Source organism: Yersinia aldovae 670-83 (assembly GCF_000834395.1).
Taxonomy (GTDB): Bacteria; Pseudomonadota; Gammaproteobacteria; order Enterobacterales; family Enterobacteriaceae; genus Yersinia; species Yersinia aldovae.
This window is the reverse complement of the sequence record NZ_CP009781.1, coordinates 2,709,150-2,727,786: the sequence shown is the minus strand read 5'-3', so window position 1 is coordinate 2,727,786 and position 18,637 is coordinate 2,709,150. Positions and strand designations below refer to the sequence as shown.

Sequence of the window (18,637 nt, the reverse complement as noted above, 5' to 3'; positions counted from 1 at the left end):
CTAGTGAGTCCGCGTGCAGCACAAATGCCATCAGCCGTAATCAGGCAAAAAAAACCCAGAAGCAGCTTCCTGCTCTGGGCTTTCTATCTGATCAATAAGTTATCTGATTAGATATCAATATTCGCTGCACGTAACGCATTCTCTTCGATAAAGGCACGACGAGGTTCAACCGCATCACCCATCAAGGTAGTGAATAGTTGATCTGCTGCGATGGCATCTTTCACCATGACCCGCAACATACGGCGGCTGGTTGGGTCCATCGTGGTTTCCCACAACTGCTCTGGATTCATTTCACCCAGACCTTTATAACGCTGAATAGCCAGACCGCGACGCGACTCTTTAACTAACCATTCCAGTGCATCTTCGAAGCTTGAAACCGGCACACGGCGCTCGCCACGTTCAACGAAAGCCCCTTCTTCGATTAGGCCACGTAACTTATCACCCAACAGACAGATCTTGCGGTATTCACCACCGTGGACAAAATCAAAGTCCAGCTCATAATCGGTATCCACACCGTGGGTACGGATACGTAAGATTGGCTCGAATAACTGGCGTTCACGGTTTTCACGCACTACTGAACTGTAGCTGCTGCCATGCTGTTCTTTCTCGTTCAACAGCGCAACCAGCGAATCAATCCACTGCATCACCACCTCTTTATCGCTCAAATCCTCTTCTTTCAAGGTTGGCTGATAAATCAGGTTATTCAGCAAAGCACGCGGGAAGCGGCGTTCCATACGAGCAATCGTTTTCTGAACGCTATAATGTTCAGCAACCAGCTTCTCAAAATGTTCACCTACCAAAGGTGGTGCCTCAGCATTGATGTGCAATGCTGCGCCATCCAGTGCCAGTGTCATTTGGTACTGTTCCATCGCATCATCATCTTTGATGTACTGCTCTTGCTTGCCTTTCTTCACTTTATACAGTGGCGGCTGAGCGATAAACACATGACCACGCTCAATAATTTCCGGCATCTGGCGATAGAAGAAGGTCAACAGCAAGGTGCGGATGTGAGAACCATCCACGTCGGCATCGGTCATGATAATGATATTGTGATAGCGCAGTTTGTCCGGGTTATATTCATCCCGGCCGATACCACAACCCAGCGCCGTAATCAACGTTGCCACTTCCTGCGAAGAGAGCATTTTGTCAAAGCGCGCTTTCTCGACGTTCAGGATTTTACCTTTCAGTGGCAAAATGGCCTGATTTTTACGGTTACGGCCTTGTTTCGCCGAGCCACCCGCAGAGTCCCCTTCCACTAAGTAGAGTTCGGACAACGCCGGATCACGTTCCTGACAGTCAGCCAGTTTGCCCGGCAAGCCTGCCAAGTCCAATGCACCTTTACGGCGCGTCATTTCGCGGGCTTTACGTGCAGCTTCACGAGCACGGGCCGCATCAATAATCTTGCCAACAACAATTTTGGCGTCGCTTGGGTTTTCCAGCAAATACTCAACCAGCTTCTCGTTCATCAGCGTTTCAACCGCCGTTTTTACCTCAGAAGAAACCAGTTTATCTTTGGTCTGTGAGGAGAACTTAGGATCTGGCACTTTCACGGAAACCACCGCAATCAAGCCTTCACGGGCATCATCACCTGTGGCACTGATTTTCGCTTTTTTACTGTAACCTTCTTTATCCATATAGCTATTCAGGGTACGGGTCATTGCCGTACGGAACCCGACTAAGTGAGTCCCCCCATCGCGCTGTGGAATGTTGTTGGTGAAACAGTAAATATTTTCCTGGAAACCGTCGTTCCATTGCAATGCCACTTCCACACCAATATCATCTTTCATGGTGGAGAAATAGAACACTTTCGGGTGGATCGGGTTTTTGTTTTTGTTCAGATATTCAACAAACGCCCTGATACCGCCTTCATAATGGAAGTGGTCTTCTTTGTCGTTACGGTTATCTTTCAGTTTGATTGACACACCCGAGTTCAGGAACGACAACTCGCGCAGGCGTTTAGCCAGAATCTCGTACTGGAATTCGATGTTATTGGTAAAGGTCTGGAAACTCGGCCAGAAACGCACGGTTGTCCCGGTCAGCTCAGTTTCACCTACCATTTTCAGTGGTGCCTGCGGCACACCCATTTTGTAGGTTTGTTCGTGAACTTTACCGTCACGGCGGATCACCAGTTCCAGCTTTTCAGACAGGGCGTTCACAACCGATACACCCACGCCGTGCAAACCACCGGAAACTTTGTACGAGTTATCGTCAAATTTACCGCCGGCGTGCAATACGGTCATGATGACCTCTGCGGCTGATACCCCTTCCTCGTCATGCATACCGGTTGGGATACCACGGCCATCATCCTGCACAGAAACGGAGTTATCCGAATGGATAGTAACGATAATTTCTTTACAGTGGCCAGCGAGGGCTTCGTCGATAGCGTTGTCCACAACCTCGAATACCATGTGGTGCAGACCGGTACCGTCATCAGTATCACCGATATACATGCCCGGGCGCTTACGAACCGCATCCAGCCCTTTTAATACCTTGATACTTGAGGAGTCATAAGTATTCGACATCAACGTTTCTCGCTCATTTTTAATCCTGTGGTTGAACCTCTATTTTGCCATGTTCCACGCGGAACATCTTGCCCTTTTCACCTACCATGTCAGTCACTTGTTCAGCACTCACTGCGCTGACAAAAACCTGTGCCTGGGTAGCCTTGAGACGCTCGGCCAATAATCGACGACGGCCGGTGTCCAATTCGGAAGCAAAATCGTCAAGCAGATACAGGCAACGCCGCCCGCTCTGTCGGGTGAGAAACTCACCCTGCGCTAACCGCAGTGCGCACATCAGCAACTTCAGCTGACCACGCGATAGCAAATCTTCTACCGGCGTACCATCAGCCCGAATACGGAAATCCGCTTTATGTGGCCCGATGGCGGTATAAGTTAGCGCTCTGTCACGCTCAAATTGGCGTTCCAACAACTCACCATAGTCACTCTCTTTATCCCAGCCGCGCTGGAAAGAGAAACTCAGGGCGAACTCTGGCAGGAACAGGGCGCATGTGGCTGAAATATCTGCCGCAATTGCACCACTGTATGCCGCCCGCCACTCACTAATGCGTTCAGCCAACGGGATAATTTCCAGATCCCAAGGCCGAATTTGCGCATAGCGACTGACCTGGCGCAGCGCGGCGTTACGCTGCTTAAGTAATCTTTTTAGATTGCTCCAGGCCGTAAAGAAACCGGGTTCGTTATGAAAGCAACCCCAGTCTAAAAAAGCGCGCCGAAACTTAGGCCCGCCATTCAATAAGGTAAACCCTTCAGGGGTAATCAATTGCATTGGCAGCAGTTGCGCCAATTCAGCCACTTTGTGGCCGTCAGTGCCATCGATACGTACCTTACTATCACCCTGTCGGCTTTTACTCAGCCCCACAGAGGATTCACGTTCATTCACGTCAACCCGGCCATGTAGCACAAACTCGGCACATTCGTGACGGATCACTCTACCGGCTTGTAAGCTACGAAAAGCCCTACCATGACCAAGGGTATAAATCGCCTCCAGCACACTGGTTTTACCGCTACCATTGGGGCCAACTAAAAAATTAAACCCCGACGCCAGTGCCAAGTCTGCCGATTCGATATTGCGAAAATCTTTAATTAATAAACGCGTCAGAGCCATGCTTTACAAACGCATTGGCATGACAACATAAGCCGCAGCCTGACTGGCGCTGTCTTCAATCTGTACACTGGAAACCGAATCGGTCAATAACAGGCGCACATCCTCACATTTCAGGGCATTCAGCACATCAAGTACATAGCTGACGTTGAAACCGATCTCCATTTCCGTTCCCTCGTAGCTGACATCGAGGATTTCTTCCGCTTCTTCCTGTTCAGGGTTATTGGCGGTAATTTTAAGCTGATTGTGGCTGACATAGAGCCGAACGCCACGGAACTTCTCATTTGACAAAATTGCCGCACGAGCAAAAGCCTGTTTCAGCAAGTCACAACCCGCTTCCAGCGTTTTGTCCGGATTTTTCGGCAATACGCGGCGATAATCGGGGAAACGGCCATCAACCAGCTTAGAGGTGAAAATAAAATCACCCACATGCGCACGGATGTTATTACTGCCAATTTGTAGTCGCAGCGGTGTATCACCCCCATCGAGTAACCTGACCAGTTCCATCACACCTTTACGTGGCACGATAACCGAATGCGAAGGTAATGTTTGCCCGATTGGCATTGAACATACCGCCAGACGATGGCCGTCAGTTGCGACAGTACGCAGCTCTTCGCCTTCGGTCTCAAACAACATGCCGTTCAAGTAATAGCGCACATCCTGATGGGCCATTGAGAACTGTGTCGACTCAATCAGACGCTTCAATGTGGCTTGCGGTAAGGTGAATTCCACCTCACTTTGCCAATCATCCAGATTAGGGAAATCCGCCGCAGGCAAGGTAGACAGCGAGAAGCGACTACGGCCGGAGCGCACCAGCAGGCGATCACCGTCCAGCGCTACCGTGATTTCCGCCCCTTCCGGCAAACCACGCCAGATATCAAAAAACTTCCGGGCAGGTACGGTGGTTGCGCCCTGTTCATGGGGATGAGACAGCGCCACGCGCGCTACCATCTCCATCTCCAGATCGGTACCGGTCAGCAGCAAAGAGCCTTCCGTCACTTGTAGCAACAAGTTACCCAATATTGGCAACGTAGGGCGTCCACCCAGCGGGCTACTGACCTGTTGCAGCGGTTTTAGCAGATGCTCACGTTCAATGATAAATTTCATAGCGCTAGGAGGATAATGTTCTGATTAAGTTAGAGAAATCTTCTTTGATGTCGTGACTTTCTTCACGCAATTGTTCAATCTTGCGGCAAGCATGCAACACCGTGGTATGGTCGCGGCCACCAAACGCATCGCCGATTTCAGGCAGGCTGTGGTTGGTTAGCTCTTTTGCCAGCGCCATCGCCATTTGGCGCGGGCGGGCTACCGAACGGGAACGCCGTTTGGAGAGCAGGTCAGCGACCTTAATTTTATAATATTCTGCGACAGTCTTCTGAATATTATCGATAGTAACCAGTTTTTCTTGCAACGCCAGTAAGTCACGCAGGGCTTCACGCACAAAATCGATGGTGATAGCCCGGCCGGTAAAGTTGGCATTGGCAATAACACGGTTCAATGCCCCTTCCAGCTCACGCACATTAGAACGCAGACGTTTGGCAATAAAGAACGCAACTTCACCCGGCAAGCGAATATTATTTTCATCTGCCTTTTTCATCAGAATCGCAACACGGGTTTCCAGCTCCGGTGGCTCAATGGCAACCGTTAACCCCCAGCCGAAACGCGATTTCAAGCGATCTTCTACTCCGTTGATCTCTTTTGGATAGCGATCTGAGGTCAGAATGATCTGCTGATTGCCTTCCAACAAGGCATTGAAGGTGTGGAAAAACTCTTCCTGGGAACGCTCTTTATTGGCAAAGAACTGAATATCATCGATTAATAAAGCATCAACCGAACGATAATAGCGTTTAAACTCTTCTATCGCGTTGTTCTGCAAGGCTTTCACCATATCTTGCACAAAACGCTCGGAATGCATGTAAACCACTTTGGCATTGGCTTTACGCGCAATGATGCCATTCCCTACAGCATGTAACAGGTGAGTTTTACCCAAACCTGTGCCGCCATAGAGGAATAATGGGTTATACGCACCACCCGGATTGTCGGCAACCTGGCGGGCCGCAGCACGCGCTAATTGGTTCGATTTACCTTCAACGAAGTTATCAAATGTGTGCTTCGGGTTCACATTCGAGCGGTAAGAATGTTCAGGCTGAGCGGGTGAACTGTCCCAACTCGGGCGTACCGGCGCGCTGCGGGTAACCGGAGCAACAGGTGCGCTAACGCTGGCTGTAACTGGATGACTGTGTACTCTTACCGCCGGCTTACTCCCTACTTCAAAACGCAGTAAAGGAACCTCGGAACCACAGAAATCATTAAGCAAGCCATTGATATTGTTTAAGTACTTATCACGGACCCAGTCCAGAACAAAACGATTAGGGGCGTAAAGCGCCAGAGTATTGTCACTCAGTTCCGCCTGTAGGGGGCGTATCCACATACTAAATTCTGTGGCAGGTAACTCATCCTGCAATCGGGCAAGACACTGCTGCCAAAGCGAAAGTGACACGGCGGACTCCACTCGAACAAGATCAATAAAAGAAAGAAATCAGGATTTTTTGTAACTCATCGTTTTTGACACACGCCAACATGGCCTGTAGCAAGCCAAAGTGACATGCGAACCGTTTTTCGGTTGTTTTACGACTCACATCCCCCAAGATCCTAGAGTAGTGATCCCAGAGTAGCGGATGCGATCGGAATGGCGGATCATAGCGCAAAAGGAGCAATAGATCCTCCCCTTCCTCACAGATTAGATCCTTTTTATCCACAGGGCATAACTTCTGTTGGGAGTGTAACCCAGCGCACAGCTTTTCGTGCCCCTCATCGTCAATGATCGCGAAATATTTCAGGATTCGCTACTATCTCCCTCCCCTTTCCCTGCAACAGATCGCGATTAATCCGCAAGGATCTCACCGCGATCCTTGCGATTTGTCCGGGAGTCCGTATAATCCTCAGCCCTACGTGTGATGCCTGTGCTCTTGATGGCCTTGGCCAAAAAGAAACCAGCGGTGAACACGGGCAGGCTCTTGGTAAACTCCCGATACAGAAAACTTCTGTGCGGGCGGGCGCAATGTCAATTGACTCAGGACTGTACAATTATTACAATCCCGCTTCTTTATATGTTGCGATTGAGGCGTCGGTGTTTCACTCCGAGCAGCCAAACGCGTTTACTGAATCAGTAATTATTTTAAGTTTAGGTAGAAATCGCTATGAAACGCACTTTCCAACCGTCCGTATTGAAGCGCAACCGTAGCCACGGTTTCCGTGCTCGTATGGCCACCAAAAATGGTCGTCAAGTTCTGGCTCGCCGTCGTGCGAAAAGCCGTACTCGTCTGACTGTTTCTAAGTAATAAAAGCTAACCATCTCAGTGGTTAAGCTAGCATTTCCTAGGGAGTTACGTTTGTTAACTCCCAGTCATTTCACTTTCGTCTTCCAGCAGCCACAACGGGCTGGCACGCCGCAAATCACCATCCTCGGCCGCCTGAACGAGCTGGGGTATCCCCGCATCGGTCTTACCGTCGCCAAAAAACATGTCAAACGTGCTCATGAACGTAATCGGATCAAGCGCTTAACCCGCGAGAGCTTCCGTTTACATCAGCATACGTTACCGTCTATGGATTTTGTTGTGTTGGTGAAAAAAGGTGTGGCTGACCTCGATAACCGTGCGTTAACGGAAGCTTTGGAAAAATTATGGCGTCGCCACTGTCGCCAGGCTCCCGCATCCTGATCGGGCTAATCAGGGGCTATCAGCTCGTGATTAGTCCGCTGCTGGGGCCGCGTTGTCGTTTCCATCCGACATGCTCTCATTACGGAATTGAGGCATTGCGCCGGTTTGGTATGATAAAAGGCAGTTGGTTAACACTGAAACGCGTATTAAAATGCCACCCTTTGAACCCAGGTGGCGATGATCCCGTGCCGCCGAAACCCGACGATAACAGAGAACACTAACGATGGATTCGCAACGCAATCTTCTACTCATCGCTCTGCTGTTCGTGTCTTTCATGATCTGGCAAGCCTGGCAGGTGGACAACAGTCCACAACCAGCCGCTCAGACCACGCAACAGACTGCGAATACTGCTACCGGTGATAAAGCAAGCCAGGCTGTGCCAGGCAGTGGTCAGGGCCAATTGATTACTGTAAAAACTGATGTGCTGTCTCTGACCATTAATACCCGTGGCGGCGACATCGAGCAGGCTAACCTGCTGGCTTACCCGGATGCTCTGGGTTCAGACAAAACGTTCGAATTACTGGAAACCACCCCAGCGTTCGTTTATCAGGCGCAAAGTGGCCTGACCGGTAAAAGCGGCCCGGATAACCCAGCTAACGGCGAGCGCCCACTGTTTGAAACGCCTCAAACCAGCTTTGTATTGGCTGATGGTCAGGATGAACTGCGCATTCCATTGACCTTCACCGGTAAAGACGGTTCTGTTTTCATCAAGACCTTCGTGCTGAAACGTAACGATTACGCCATCGGCGTGGATTATCACGTTAAAAATGCCTCTGCTGCCCCGCTGGAACTGACGCTGTTTGGTCAATTGAAGCAAAGCATCAACTTGCCTAAACACCGTGATACCGGCAGCAATAACTTTGCGCTGCATACTTATCGTGGTGCGGCTTACTCTTCTGACGAAACTAAATATAAAAAATATAGCTTTAGTGATATCGAAGATAAAAGCCTGGACATCACCACCAAAGGCGGTTGGGTAGCCATGTTGCAGCAGTACTTTGCAACTGCATGGATCCCAACGGCTAACGAAACCAACACCTTCTACTCCGCTGACTTAGGTAATGGTCTGGCTGCCATCGGCTTTAAAGGTGCGCCGGTCGTTATTCAGCCGGGTGAAGCGAAACAACTGGGTGCCACCTTGTGGGTTGGCCCGGAAATTCAGGACAAAATGGCCGCTATCGCGCCCCATCTTGACCTGACTGTTGACTATGGTTGGTTATGGTTTATTTCTCAGCCACTGTTCAAACTGTTGAAATTCATTCACAGCTTTGTCGGTAACTGGGGCTTCTCCATCATCGTTATTACCTTTATCGTGCGTGGTATCATGTACCCGCTGACTAAAGCGCAATACACCTCGATGGCGAAAATGCGTTTGCTACAGCCTAAACTGGCTGCTATGCGTGAGCGTATCGGCGACGATAAGCAGCGTATGAGTCAGGAAATGATGGCGTTGTACAAAGCTGAGAAGGTTAACCCGCTGGGTGGCTGCTTACCGCTGGTCATTCAGATGCCAATCTTCCTGGCGTTGTACTACATGTTGATGAGTTCCGTTGAGTTGCGCCATGCGCCATTCATCCTGTGGATTCATGACTTGTCAGCACAAGACCCGTACTACATTCTGCCAATTCTGATGGGTATCACCATGTACTTCATTCAGAAGATGTCACCGACCACCGTGACTGACCCGATGCAGCAGAAGATAATGACCTTCATGCCAGTTATCTTCACTGTGTTCTTCCTGTGGTTCCCGGCCGGTCTGGTACTGTACTATATCGTCAGTAACCTGGTGACCATCCTGCAACAGCAGTTGATTTATCGTGGTCTGGAAAAACGTGGTTTACATAGCCGCGATAAGAAGAAACAGTCTTAACATGATAGATACTCCAGTCACTGGCATACGTCAGTAACTGGGGAGAGCAGCTAACAAACGCTGCGACTGCAATTAAGAAGGGTATATGAGGCGGTCATAGCTATATGACCGCCTTATTCTTTTAAAGAGAGAAATAACCATGAGCACCACTGATACTATCGTCGCTCAAGCAACACCGCCAGGCCGTGGTGGCGTGGGTATTTTACGTGTTTCAGGTCGTGCTGCCGCCACGGTTGCGCAAGCGGTTTTAGGTAAATTACCCAAGCCACGTTATGCCGATTATCTGCCGTTTAAAGATGTCGATGGCAGCACCTTGGACCAAGGTATCGCTCTTTACTTCCCTGGCCCGAATTCCTTCACTGGCGAGGACGTGCTGGAACTGCAAGGTCACGGTGGCCCAGTTATACTGGATTTACTGTTAAAACGCATTCTGGCCCTGCCAGAGCTGCGTATTGCCCGCCCAGGGGAGTTCTCTGAGCGCGCATTCTTAAACGACAAGCTGGATCTGGCGCAGGCGGAAGCCATTGCTGATCTGATTGACGCCAGCTCAGAGCAAGCAGCACGCTCGGCGGTGAATTCATTACAGGGCGCATTTTCAGTCCGTATCCATCAATTGGTGGAAGCACTTACTCACTTGCGAATCTACGTCGAAGCGGCAATTGACTTCCCAGATGAGGAAATCGACTTCCTTTCTGATGGTAAAATTGAAGGCCAACTGAACGGCGTAATGGCTGAACTGGAGCAAGTGCGCACTGAAGCCCGACAAGGCAGTTTGCTGCGCGAAGGGATGAAAGTGGTGATTGCTGGCCGCCCCAATGCCGGAAAATCCAGTTTACTCAATGCGTTAGCGGGGCGTGAGGCGGCAATTGTTACCGATATCGCGGGAACAACTCGTGATGTTTTACGAGAGCATATTCATATCGATGGAATGCCACTGCATATCATTGATACCGCCGGCTTACGTGAAGCCGGTGACGAAGTTGAGCGCATTGGTATCGAACGTGCGTGGAACGAGATAGAACAAGCTGATCGGGTGCTGTTTATGGTTGATGGCACCACCACAGATGCCACTGAACCGGCCGCTATCTGGCCCGAGTTTATGGCGCGCTTACCCGCGACACTGCCGATCACTGTAGTGCGTAATAAAGCCGACATCACCGGTGAAACCTTAGGTCTGACCGAAGTAAATGGTCACTCACTAATTCGCTTATCGGCCCGAACCGGTGAAGGTATTGACCTGCTGCGTAATCATCTCAAGCTGAGTATCGGCTTTACCAGCAACACCGAAGGCGGTTTTCTGGCCCGCCGCCGTCATTTACAAGCACTGGAAGCAGCAGCCCAGCATCTGGTACAAGGTCACGAACAGTTAGTAAGCGCTTACGCTGGGGAGTTGCTGGCGGAAGAGCTGCGTTTAGCACAACAGTCATTGAGCGAAATTACCGGTGAATTTAGCTCTGATGACTTACTGGGGCGAATTTTCTCCAGTTTTTGTATTGGAAAATGAGTGTGATGCTATAGAGCTGGAGCAGATTATCGCTAATTTTGATAATCTGGCTCTATGAGTCCGAACCGACGGTAGCTCGAACACTTAACTTTATTCATAAACTGAGGTATCCATGATTATAAAACCACGTGTACGCGGCTTTATCTGTGTGACTGCACATCCGGCGGGCTGTGAAGCTAACGTCAAAAAGCAAATCGACTATGTCACAGCAGAAGGTGCAATCGCTAACGGCCCAAAACGAGTATTAGTGATTGGTGCGTCAACTGGATACGGGCTGGCGGCTCGCATCACAGCAGCATTTGGTTGTGGTGCCGATACGCTGGGTGTGTTCTTTGAGCGCCCAGGTGAAGAAGGTAAACCCGCTACTTCCGGTTGGTACAATAGCGCGGCGTTCCACAAATTCGCCGAGCAGAAAGGCCTATATGCGAAAAGTATCAATGGCGATGCGTTCTCCGATGAGATTAAACGACTGACAATTGAGGCTATCAAGCAAGACTTGGGTCAGGTTGATCAGGTTATCTACAGTCTGGCCTCACCGCGACGCACTCATCCGAAAACCGGCGAAGTATTTAACTCAACACTGAAGCCAATCGGTCATGAAGTTAAATTCCGCGGTCTGGATACTGATAAAGAAGTTATCAAAGAGATTGTGCTACAACCAGCAAGCCAAACCGAGATCGACAATACGGTGGCCGTAATGGGCGGCGAAGACTGGCAGATGTGGATTGATGCTCTGTTGGAAGCAGGCGTGCTGGCTGAAGGTGCGCAAACTACGGCCTTTACTTATCTGGGCGAAAAAATCACCCATGATATCTATTGGAACGGCTCTATTGGCGCGGCCAAGAAGGACTTGGATCAAAAAGTTCTGGCTATCCGCGACAGCTTGTCTGCTCATGGCGGCGGCGATGCCCGTGTGTCTGTACTGAAAGCGGTTGTCACTCAAGCCAGTTCTGCTATTCCAATGATGCCACTGTATCTGTCATTGCTGTTCAAAGTGATGAAAGAGCAAGGCACTCACGAAGGCTGTATCGAGCAGGTTTATTCCCTGTATAAAGACAGCTTGTGCGGTAATGCGCCACACCTGGATGCAGATGGCCGCCTGCGCGCTGACTACAAAGAACTTGCCCCGGAAATTCAAAACCAGGTACAAGCGTTGTGGGATCAGGTGACCAATGACAATATCTACCAATTGACGGACTTTACCGGTTATAAGACTGAGTTCTTAAACCTGTTTGGTTTCGCCGTCGACGGTGTGGATTATGACGCTGACGTTAATCCTGATGTGAAAATTCCTCATCTGATTCAGGGCTAAACTTAGGTTTATACCCGCTGCGGATGGCTACGCGGCGGGTAACCCCATCATTAATAGCCCTTTCTTTACCCTCTTCTGATTTTTAGCATATCAGCCGTATATCATTAAACCTTAAAACCACTGATCACACTCTCCAACTGTAGCGTTTGATCCTGCATCGCCTGTGCCGCAGCGGCCACTTGCTCCACCAATGCCGCGTTTTGTTGTGTCGAGTTATCTAGCTGATTAATCGCCAAATTAACCTGATCGATGCCCAAACTTTGCTCGCGACTCGATGACATTATCTCATTCATTAACGTTGCAACATTGGACACCCCGCCCATCAGGTTATCCATTGTCGTCCCAGCATCGGCGACCAAACGGGTACCGGTGGCAATATCGGCCACCGAGTCTTCAATCAGCTTTTTAATTTCACGGGCTGACGTTGCTGAACGCTGTGCCAAATTGCGAACCTCAGACGCGACCACGGCAAAGCCACGGCCTTGCTCACCCGCCCTTGCCGCTTCTACCGCCGCGTTTAGCGCCAGAATGTTAGTCTGGAAGGCGATGCTATCAATCACACTGATGATATCGACGATTTTCTTCGATGAATGATTGATTGAACCCATCGTATCCACCACCTGTTTCACCACGGTACTGCCTTTCACTGCCACCGTGGAGGCATCTATCGCCAATTGGTTAGCATGACTGGCATTATCCGCATTTTGTTTCACCGTGCTGGTGAGTTCATCCATTGAAGCGGCAGTTTCTTCAATCGAACTGGCCTGATCTTCAGTTCGGGCCGATAAATCCAGATTTCCACTGGCGATTTGGCGCGAAGCCGAGGCAATAGCCAGACTACTTTCCCCAACCTGGCGCATCATTTGCTGCAAATAGTCGATAAAATCGTTGAAACTCTGGTTAATAGCATTGAACTCCGGACTACTGCTTTGTGGCAAACGTTGGGTTAAATCCGCGCCCCCCGCAGACAGTGCGGTAATATTCTCTTTCAATGCCGCTAAGCGCTTCATAAATACGCGGATTGAAAACACTAAAAATAACAGCAATAACAACATAATAGGAATCTGCACCAGACCTAAATGCAGCAAAATACCGTGGCTTTGCTTAGCCAACAGGCTGGTCGGCAAATCTGTCACCAGATACCACGGGCTATTGGCGATCGGGCGGATAAACAGAGTGTGGGAAGTCCCTTCAACGTCAAATTCACTTTCCAGTGATTTCTGGTCTTTCATCTGAGCCAACAACCGCTGTGTTTCAGTCGCCATTGGTGAGTTGACGGCAACGTCGGATAGATTTTTTAATTCGGCTTTACCGTCTGCCAGAGCACTACTACCAACAATCTTGCCATCGGCTTCGACAATCAGAATCGTGCCATTCACTTTCTGTTCCATCTCTTTAACCAGGCGATTAAAGAAGCCCAAAGTGACATCAATGGTAGATACACCATATACCTCGTCACCTTTATAAATCGCCATTGCGCAGTTAGTTCGCGGCTGCGGGCTGGCATCATCCTGATACGCTTTAGCCCAGGCACAGAAGCCTTTTGGGGCATTTAAACCCTCTTTGTACCACGGTTGTTCGAAATAATTTTGTGATTCTGGCGAATTCCAATGAGTGTTAACCGTTAACTTATTTTCGCCATTACGGGCAAAGAAAGTGCTGAACTTCATCACCCCTTGCTCACGCTTATTGGGTAATGGCCAAATACCGCCACCAAACACATTACTGTCGCCATACTGATCCACCAGCCCCGGTAATAGCTGATCGATAGTATTGCTGTCCATAACAGCGACCGCCTGCGTAATACTGCGCGCTTGCGCTTCCACTTTATTCATTTGCGCGGTGATTGCCGTTGCGATTTGGTCAACGCTATTGCCAACAATGGTACTTTCAGATTGTTTGAGTTGTGGTGTCACAAAAAGCTGAATAACCACCACAGTGATTATCAGTAACAGAATAAAAAACGCACTGACGAGTAAGGTAAATCGGGCTTGTGTGGTTTTTAGCATTATCGTGTCGCTCAGTGAAGGGAACTGGATAGCTCCACATCTATTAACGGCATTTCGCGCGCAGACTTGATAACGGCCAGAAACGATTTTTCTGTTTTTATCCTGTGATCACAATTTCAGTGCAATAAATCCACAACTGATACTTATTTAAGTGAAATTTAAAGGGATAACAGGAAAGACAGTTATTGTCTTATCGCACGCGTTTGCCCAGTGCTGGTGGTGCCCGTTGGGGCTTTCCTCTTCCCCCCGTACATGTTATCAATAGCCACTTTCTTTTGTGCGGATGCTGCTCGCTAATGGCCATTAAAATCACTGCCTGGCTTATCCTGACCCTGATATCCACTCTCTGGCTGGGCTGGTATGGGTTAAACGTGCAGCAAGCTGAACGCGAAGCTGATTTTCGTATTACTCACCGCGAATTGAGTCAGCAATTAGCCCAGCAGCAGGCTATTTTATTTTTGGCGCTCGAACCGAGCCAATTGACGCAACTTCAACGGCACTTCCCGCAGTTGGTCGCGATCAGCCAATCCAAAGCAGACACATCAACCGCAGGCCGGTTAACGCTGAAAATTCACGCCGGAGATTACCAACTCTCTAACTCTTACAATGGCAGCGGCTTGCAAATTAATGGCTTAAAGTTGTTACAGGCTGTTGGTTTACCTAATCATTTTGACAGCGTCACATTACGCTATCAGCAACATCCATTAGCGGTTCTGGGCGATGCAAATGCAAACAGCTTATGGCAATGGAAAAAGCCGCTGGGAGAGGGTGCCCAATCCTTCACTTTAACCGGCCAGGCCACCCCTCTTTGGCGCGATTTACCGTGGTTAACCGCTCTGCTGCTGTCACTCTTATGGGGAGCCGTTATCTATGGCTGGCAGCGTTGGCAGCAATTGGCGCAATACCGCAACCGCGCCGAACAACGGGCTAAATTCGCCGATCAAGCCAGACTTAATGCGATGGGTGAAATTGCAACCGGTATCGCCCATGAGCTGAACCAACCCCTTACGGCAACGCTGACCTATAACCAAACCGCTCTGCGGCTATTATCAGCACAAGACAAAAAAATCACCCCGCTGCTACTGGCTTCCGTTGAGCAAATAAAACGCATTTCGGCACTGCTAGAACGGCTACGCACCTTACTCAGTCGTGGGCAGGTAAATTTACAACCGGTGGTGGTAGCGGATGTCTGGTTACGCGTTAATACCTTATTAAGCAATGAGATAACGGCCAGTAAAGTCACTGTTATAAACAGTATTCCGGCGAATTCACCCCCTCTACAGGCTGATCCTTTATGGCTGGAGCAAATCCTGCATAACTTGCTCAGTAACGCGATCCATGCGGTACAACACACCCCAACACCACTAATTTATTTCACTGCCAGCCTGCAACCACAGCAATGGCTAATCCAGATAGAGGATAACGGGTCGGGGCTAAACAACCAGCAATTGGATAACCTGTTTACGCCATTTTTTACCACCAGAGAGAGTGGATTAGGGCTGGGCTTGACGTTGTGTGAAACATTGGTACAACGGATGGGCGGCGACATCAAAGCGGCGAATAGTGAATATGGCGGAGCCTGCTTTACCCTAACCTTTCCACTGACAACAGGAAGCGCACATGACTAAGCACATTTATCTGATTGACGACGACGACGGTGTGCGCGCCGCATTAGCAACGTTACTGGCAACAATGGGTTGGGAAGTTAAAACGTTCAGTAATGGCCAGCAATTCCTCGATACCTTGGCGGTCACGCAACCCAGTTGTGTACTGCTGGATATCCGCATGCCCGGTAAAAGCGGCATGGTGGTACTGGAAACGATTCAAAACCGTGATAGCACTCTTCCGGTCATCATAATGACTGGGCACGGTAATATTGAATTGTGCCGCCGGGCCTTTAAAGGCGGCGCTTTGGAGTTTTTGACCAAACCGATTGATGCCGATGTACTGATTGAGGCTGTCGGCATGGCGCTGGAACAACATGAGCAGTCGCTGACAGTAAAAAAGCAGCAAGTGAACTATCAACAGTTACTTAGCCACCTCTCGCCCCGCGAGCGAGAAGTCGCGGCGCTGATTATCCAAGGGGAAACCAGTAAACAGATTGCCCAGCTATTGTCGCTATCACCGCGAACCGTCGAGGCGCACCGCGCGAATATCTTTGCCAAACTGGAGGTCAACTCATTGGCCTTACTTATTCATAATTACTCATCTATCCTGCCAATAATATACCCAAAGTAATTGGTGTTGCAGGTAGGCAGCAAGTGAGCAACAAATTGGTTGTAAACCATTTTGAACAGCGCCTGCGCTGGCCCGTAAGGTGAGCCTCTGATTCGGGTGCGTGAACGCAGATAACAACCCTGCGGGGCCAAGTACGAAGGGAATAGGTAGAAGTACGGAGTAAAACGGGTAGTTAGCCGAATGTTTTTTCACCACTTTTCGCCGTAGCATAGCGTTACTGTGATGAATTCACGTCGCTAACAATAAGGATTTTATATGATCAAGCCCATTGCCCTGACCTCCGCCTTATTCATCGGCCTGATAACTCAAGCCTCTGCTGCGGGTCTGAATACTGAACGCAATATCTCTCTGGCGCTGGCCACCGATGTGGCAAGCCGCACCCTCGCGGTTTGCCAGGCGGATGGCTATAACGTTGCGGTTACCGTCGTTGATCGTGCTGGCATCATCAAAACTGTGCTGCGTGCGGATAATGCTGGCCCACATACGGTAAAAGCCAGTGAACAAAAAGCCTTTACCGCGCTATCGACTAAAACCCCCAGCGGGCAAGTGATGGAAAACAGCCAGAAGACGCCTGCGGCCAATAACCTGAAAGATATTCCCGGCTTCTTGCTATTAGGTGGCGGAGTACCGGTGAAAGCAGGCGATGAAGTGGTGGGTGCGATAGGTGTTGCTGGCGCGCCCGGTGGGCACCTGGATGCACAATGTGCCACAAAAGCACTGGAGCAAATCAGCGCTCAGTTAAAAGCATAAGATGATAACGACAACGCCCCCTGCCTCAGTGTCGAAAAAGGGGGCGTTTTGTGATCAGTTATCAGTGATCGACAAACGCAATTTTCAGCACAAACAGTAGCGCCACTACCACTACGCATGGGCTGATTTCACGCCAACGGCCCGTGCCTAGCTTCATCAGGCAATAAGAGATAAAGCCCAATGCGATCCCTTCAGTAATAGAGAAACTGAATGGCATCATCACTGCGGTAACAAATGCTGGCACGGCTTCGGTCAGGTCATCCCATTTCACGCGGGACAAGCTGGATGTCATCAGCACGCCAACATAAATCAACGCACCGGCTGCGGCATAGGCAGGCACCATTCCGGCCAATGGCGAAATAAACATCACCAGCAGGAACAAAATGCCCACCACCACGGCGGTTAAACCGGTACGACCACCGACAGAAACCCCAGAGGAGCTTTCGATATAAGCCGTCACTGATGATGTCCCAATAAAGGCACCGGCAACAGAACTGATGCTGTCCACATACAGCGCTTGTTTCATGCGTGGGAACTTACCTTTATGGTCGGTTAAACCGGCTTTATCCGTCACACCAATCAATGTGCCGGATGAATCGAACAGGTTAACCAGCATAAAGGAGAAAATGATCCCAGCCATACCAACATTCAGCGCACCGGCTAAATCCACCTGCCCGACCACAGAGGTCACACTTGGCGGCATGGAGAAGATGCCAGAGTATTGGACATCTCCCAACGCCCAGCCGATTAGGGTCGTCACCACAATCGATACCAGCACGGCGGCGTGGATATTGCGAGATGCCAGAACCGCGATAATAAAGAAGCCCAACGCCCCCAACAGCACACTGTGAGAGGTCAGATTTCCCACCGCGACTAATGTATCCGGGTTTGCCACCACGATACCGGCATTTTTCAGCCCCATCATGGCAATAAACAGGCCGATACCACTGGTTATCCCCACCCGCAGACTCAGCGGAATGTTAGCAATCATCCAATATCGGATGCGGAAAATGGTGAGCAAAAGGAAACCGATTGCGCCCCAGAAGATAGCCCCCATGCCGACCTGCCATGAAATGCCCATCGCGCCCACCACCACAAAAGCGAAGAAAGCGTTAAGCCCCATCGCCGGAGCCAGTGCTACCGGTAAATTAGCCAATAAGCCCATAAAGATGCTACCAAAGGCGGCAATCAGGCAGGTGGTGACGAACACCGCCTGCACGTCCATTCCGGCAACCCCTAAAATCTGTGGGTTAACGAAGACGATATAGACCATCGTCAAAAAGGTGGTGATACCGGCAATCAGCTCAGTGCGTGCCGTGGTGCCGTGCTGTTTTAGTTTAAATACACGTTCGAGCAGCCCCTGCTCAGTATCAAGATTTGGTTTACTCATTCGACGAGTTCCACAAAAGGGAGTAATTGTTGGGGATATCCTATAACAAAAAAACATTGTTTAGAGCGAGATCACACTCTTTTTGGCTATTTTTTATCTTCACTGTTGCGCAACAGGCGGTTTAATATTAACCATGTGTCATTCAACTTATTGAATTTTATTCAGTTGATATTAATGATATTACTAAACTGGTCATTAAACATCGCATTCTTACTCAGGAT

Annotated in this window: 15 protein-coding genes; 9 read left to right on the top strand and 6 right to left on the bottom strand. The window is 49.7% G+C overall.

Annotated elements, in window-relative coordinates; translation table 11 throughout:
• Positions 1-107 precede the first annotated feature (107 nt).
• Genes gyrB through dnaA form a run of 4 tightly spaced genes read right to left on the bottom strand, consistent with a single transcriptional unit; the run spans position 108 to position 6,124 of the window.
• Positions 108-2,522: a DNA topoisomerase (ATP-hydrolyzing) subunit B gene (gyrB, locus tag AT01_RS12420; RefSeq protein WP_042547366.1), complete on the bottom strand. Its 2,415-nt coding sequence runs from the start codon at positions 2,520-2,522 to the stop codon at positions 108-110.
• Between the two features lie 19 nt (positions 2,523-2,541).
• The gene (gene recF / locus AT01_RS12415) at positions 2,542-3,627 is read right to left on the bottom strand and encodes a DNA replication/repair protein RecF (RefSeq protein WP_004703904.1); all 1,086 of its coding nucleotides are present in this window, start codon (positions 3,625-3,627) and stop codon (positions 2,542-2,544) included.
• Positions 3,628-3,630: 3 nt separating this feature from the next.
• A complete protein-coding gene (gene dnaN / locus AT01_RS12410) occupies positions 3,631-4,731 on the bottom strand; it encodes a DNA polymerase III subunit beta (RefSeq protein WP_042547365.1) in 1,101 nt (366 codons plus the stop codon).
• Between the two features lie 4 nt (positions 4,732-4,735).
• A complete protein-coding gene (gene dnaA, locus AT01_RS12405) occupies positions 4,736-6,124 on the bottom strand; it encodes a chromosomal replication initiator protein DnaA (RefSeq protein ID WP_042547364.1) in 1,389 nt (462 codons plus the stop codon).
• Positions 6,125-6,824: 700 nt separating this feature from the next.
• Between dnaA and rpmH the strand changes: the two genes are divergently transcribed.
• The 6 genes from rpmH to fabV all read left to right on the top strand — a co-directional run bounded on the left by rpmH (position 6,825) and on the right by fabV (position 12,029).
• Positions 6,825-6,965: a 50S ribosomal protein L34 gene (gene rpmH / locus AT01_RS12395; RefSeq protein ID WP_004393543.1), complete on the top strand. Its 141-nt coding sequence runs from the start codon at positions 6,825-6,827 to the stop codon at positions 6,963-6,965.
• Between the two features lie 18 nt (positions 6,966-6,983).
• Positions 6,984-7,343, top strand: coding sequence for a ribonuclease P protein component (gene rnpA, locus AT01_RS12390; RefSeq protein ID WP_042547362.1), 360 nt, complete (start codon positions 6,984-6,986; stop codon positions 7,341-7,343).
• The gene (gene yidD / locus AT01_RS12385) at positions 7,307-7,564 is read left to right on the top strand and encodes a membrane protein insertion efficiency factor YidD (RefSeq protein WP_032906726.1); all 258 of its coding nucleotides are present in this window, start codon (positions 7,307-7,309) and stop codon (positions 7,562-7,564) included. Before rnpA ends, yidD begins: the two co-directional genes overlap by 37 nt.
• Before the next feature lie 2 nt (positions 7,565-7,566).
• On the top strand, positions 7,567-9,213 hold the full coding sequence (yidC, locus tag AT01_RS12380; protein WP_042547361.1) for a membrane protein insertase YidC: 1,647 nt from the start codon (positions 7,567-7,569) through the stop codon (positions 9,211-9,213).
• A 139-nt stretch (positions 9,214-9,352) separates the two neighbouring features.
• Positions 9,353-10,717 carry a tRNA uridine-5-carboxymethylaminomethyl(34) synthesis GTPase MnmE gene (gene mnmE / locus AT01_RS12375; protein WP_042547360.1) on the top strand — a complete coding sequence of 455 codons (1,365 nt, stop codon included), beginning with the start codon at positions 9,353-9,355 and terminating at the stop codon, positions 10,715-10,717.
• Between the two features lie 112 nt (positions 10,718-10,829).
• Positions 10,830-12,029, top strand: coding sequence for an enoyl-ACP reductase FabV (gene fabV, locus AT01_RS12370; RefSeq protein WP_004703896.1), 1,200 nt, complete (start codon positions 10,830-10,832; stop codon positions 12,027-12,029).
• A gap of 104 nt (positions 12,030-12,133) precedes the next feature.
• On the opposite strand, the gene AT01_RS12365 is transcribed toward fabV, so the two are convergent.
• Positions 12,134-14,038, bottom strand: coding sequence for a methyl-accepting chemotaxis protein (locus AT01_RS12365; RefSeq protein WP_042547359.1), 1,905 nt, complete (start codon positions 14,036-14,038; stop codon positions 12,134-12,136).
• Positions 14,039-14,334: 296 nt separating this feature from the next.
• Between AT01_RS12365 and AT01_RS12360 the strand changes: the two genes are divergently transcribed.
• From AT01_RS12360 to AT01_RS12350, 3 genes are all read left to right on the top strand, one after another.
• Positions 14,335-15,666, top strand: coding sequence for a sensor histidine kinase (locus AT01_RS12360; RefSeq protein ID WP_042547358.1), 1,332 nt, complete (start codon positions 14,335-14,337; stop codon positions 15,664-15,666).
• Positions 15,659-16,276: a response regulator transcription factor gene (locus AT01_RS12355; RefSeq protein ID WP_042547357.1), complete on the top strand. Its 618-nt coding sequence runs from the start codon at positions 15,659-15,661 to the stop codon at positions 16,274-16,276. Before AT01_RS12360 ends, AT01_RS12355 begins: the two co-directional genes overlap by 8 nt.
• A 255-nt stretch (positions 16,277-16,531) precedes the next feature.
• Positions 16,532-17,026: a GlcG/HbpS family heme-binding protein gene (locus tag AT01_RS12350; RefSeq protein WP_042547356.1), complete on the top strand. Its 495-nt coding sequence runs from the start codon at positions 16,532-16,534 to the stop codon at positions 17,024-17,026.
• A gap of 61 nt (positions 17,027-17,087) precedes the next feature.
• On the opposite strand, the gene AT01_RS12345 is transcribed toward AT01_RS12350, so the two are convergent.
• Entirely contained in the window at positions 17,088-18,416 is a 1,329-nt protein-coding gene (locus AT01_RS12345) for an NCS2 family permease (RefSeq protein WP_042547355.1), read from the bottom strand.
• Positions 18,417-18,637 lie beyond the last annotated feature (221 nt).

Bases quoted from the DNA above. Each gene is read 5' to 3' on its own strand.
- gyrB (WP_042547366.1), bottom strand. From the start codon at position 2,522: ATGTCGAATACTTATGACTCCTCAAGTATCAAGGTATTAAAAGGGCTG.
- recF (WP_004703904.1), bottom strand. From the start codon at position 3,627: ATGGCTCTGACGCGTTTATTAATTAAAGATTTTCGCAATATCGAATCG.
- dnaN (WP_042547365.1), bottom strand. From the start codon at position 4,731: ATGAAATTTATCATTGAACGTGAGCATCTGCTAAAACCGCTGCAACAG.
- rpmH (WP_004393543.1), top strand. From the start codon at position 6,825: ATGAAACGCACTTTCCAACCGTCCGTATTGAAGCGCAACCGTAGCCAC.
- yidD (WP_032906726.1), top strand. From the start codon at position 7,307: ATGGCGTCGCCACTGTCGCCAGGCTCCCGCATCCTGATCGGGCTAATC.
- yidC (WP_042547361.1), top strand. From the start codon at position 7,567: ATGGATTCGCAACGCAATCTTCTACTCATCGCTCTGCTGTTCGTGTCT.
- mnmE (WP_042547360.1), top strand. From the start codon at position 9,353: ATGAGCACCACTGATACTATCGTCGCTCAAGCAACACCGCCAGGCCGT.
- fabV (WP_004703896.1), top strand. From the start codon at position 10,830: ATGATTATAAAACCACGTGTACGCGGCTTTATCTGTGTGACTGCACAT.
- AT01_RS12365 (WP_042547359.1), bottom strand. From the start codon at position 14,038: ATGCTAAAAACCACACAAGCCCGATTTACCTTACTCGTCAGTGCGTTT.
- AT01_RS12360 (WP_042547358.1), top strand. From the start codon at position 14,335: ATGGCCATTAAAATCACTGCCTGGCTTATCCTGACCCTGATATCCACT.
- AT01_RS12355 (WP_042547357.1), top strand. From the start codon at position 15,659: ATGACTAAGCACATTTATCTGATTGACGACGACGACGGTGTGCGCGCC.
- AT01_RS12350 (WP_042547356.1), top strand. From the start codon at position 16,532: ATGATCAAGCCCATTGCCCTGACCTCCGCCTTATTCATCGGCCTGATA.
- AT01_RS12345 (WP_042547355.1), bottom strand. From the start codon at position 18,416: ATGAGTAAACCAAATCTTGATACTGAGCAGGGGCTGCTCGAACGTGTA.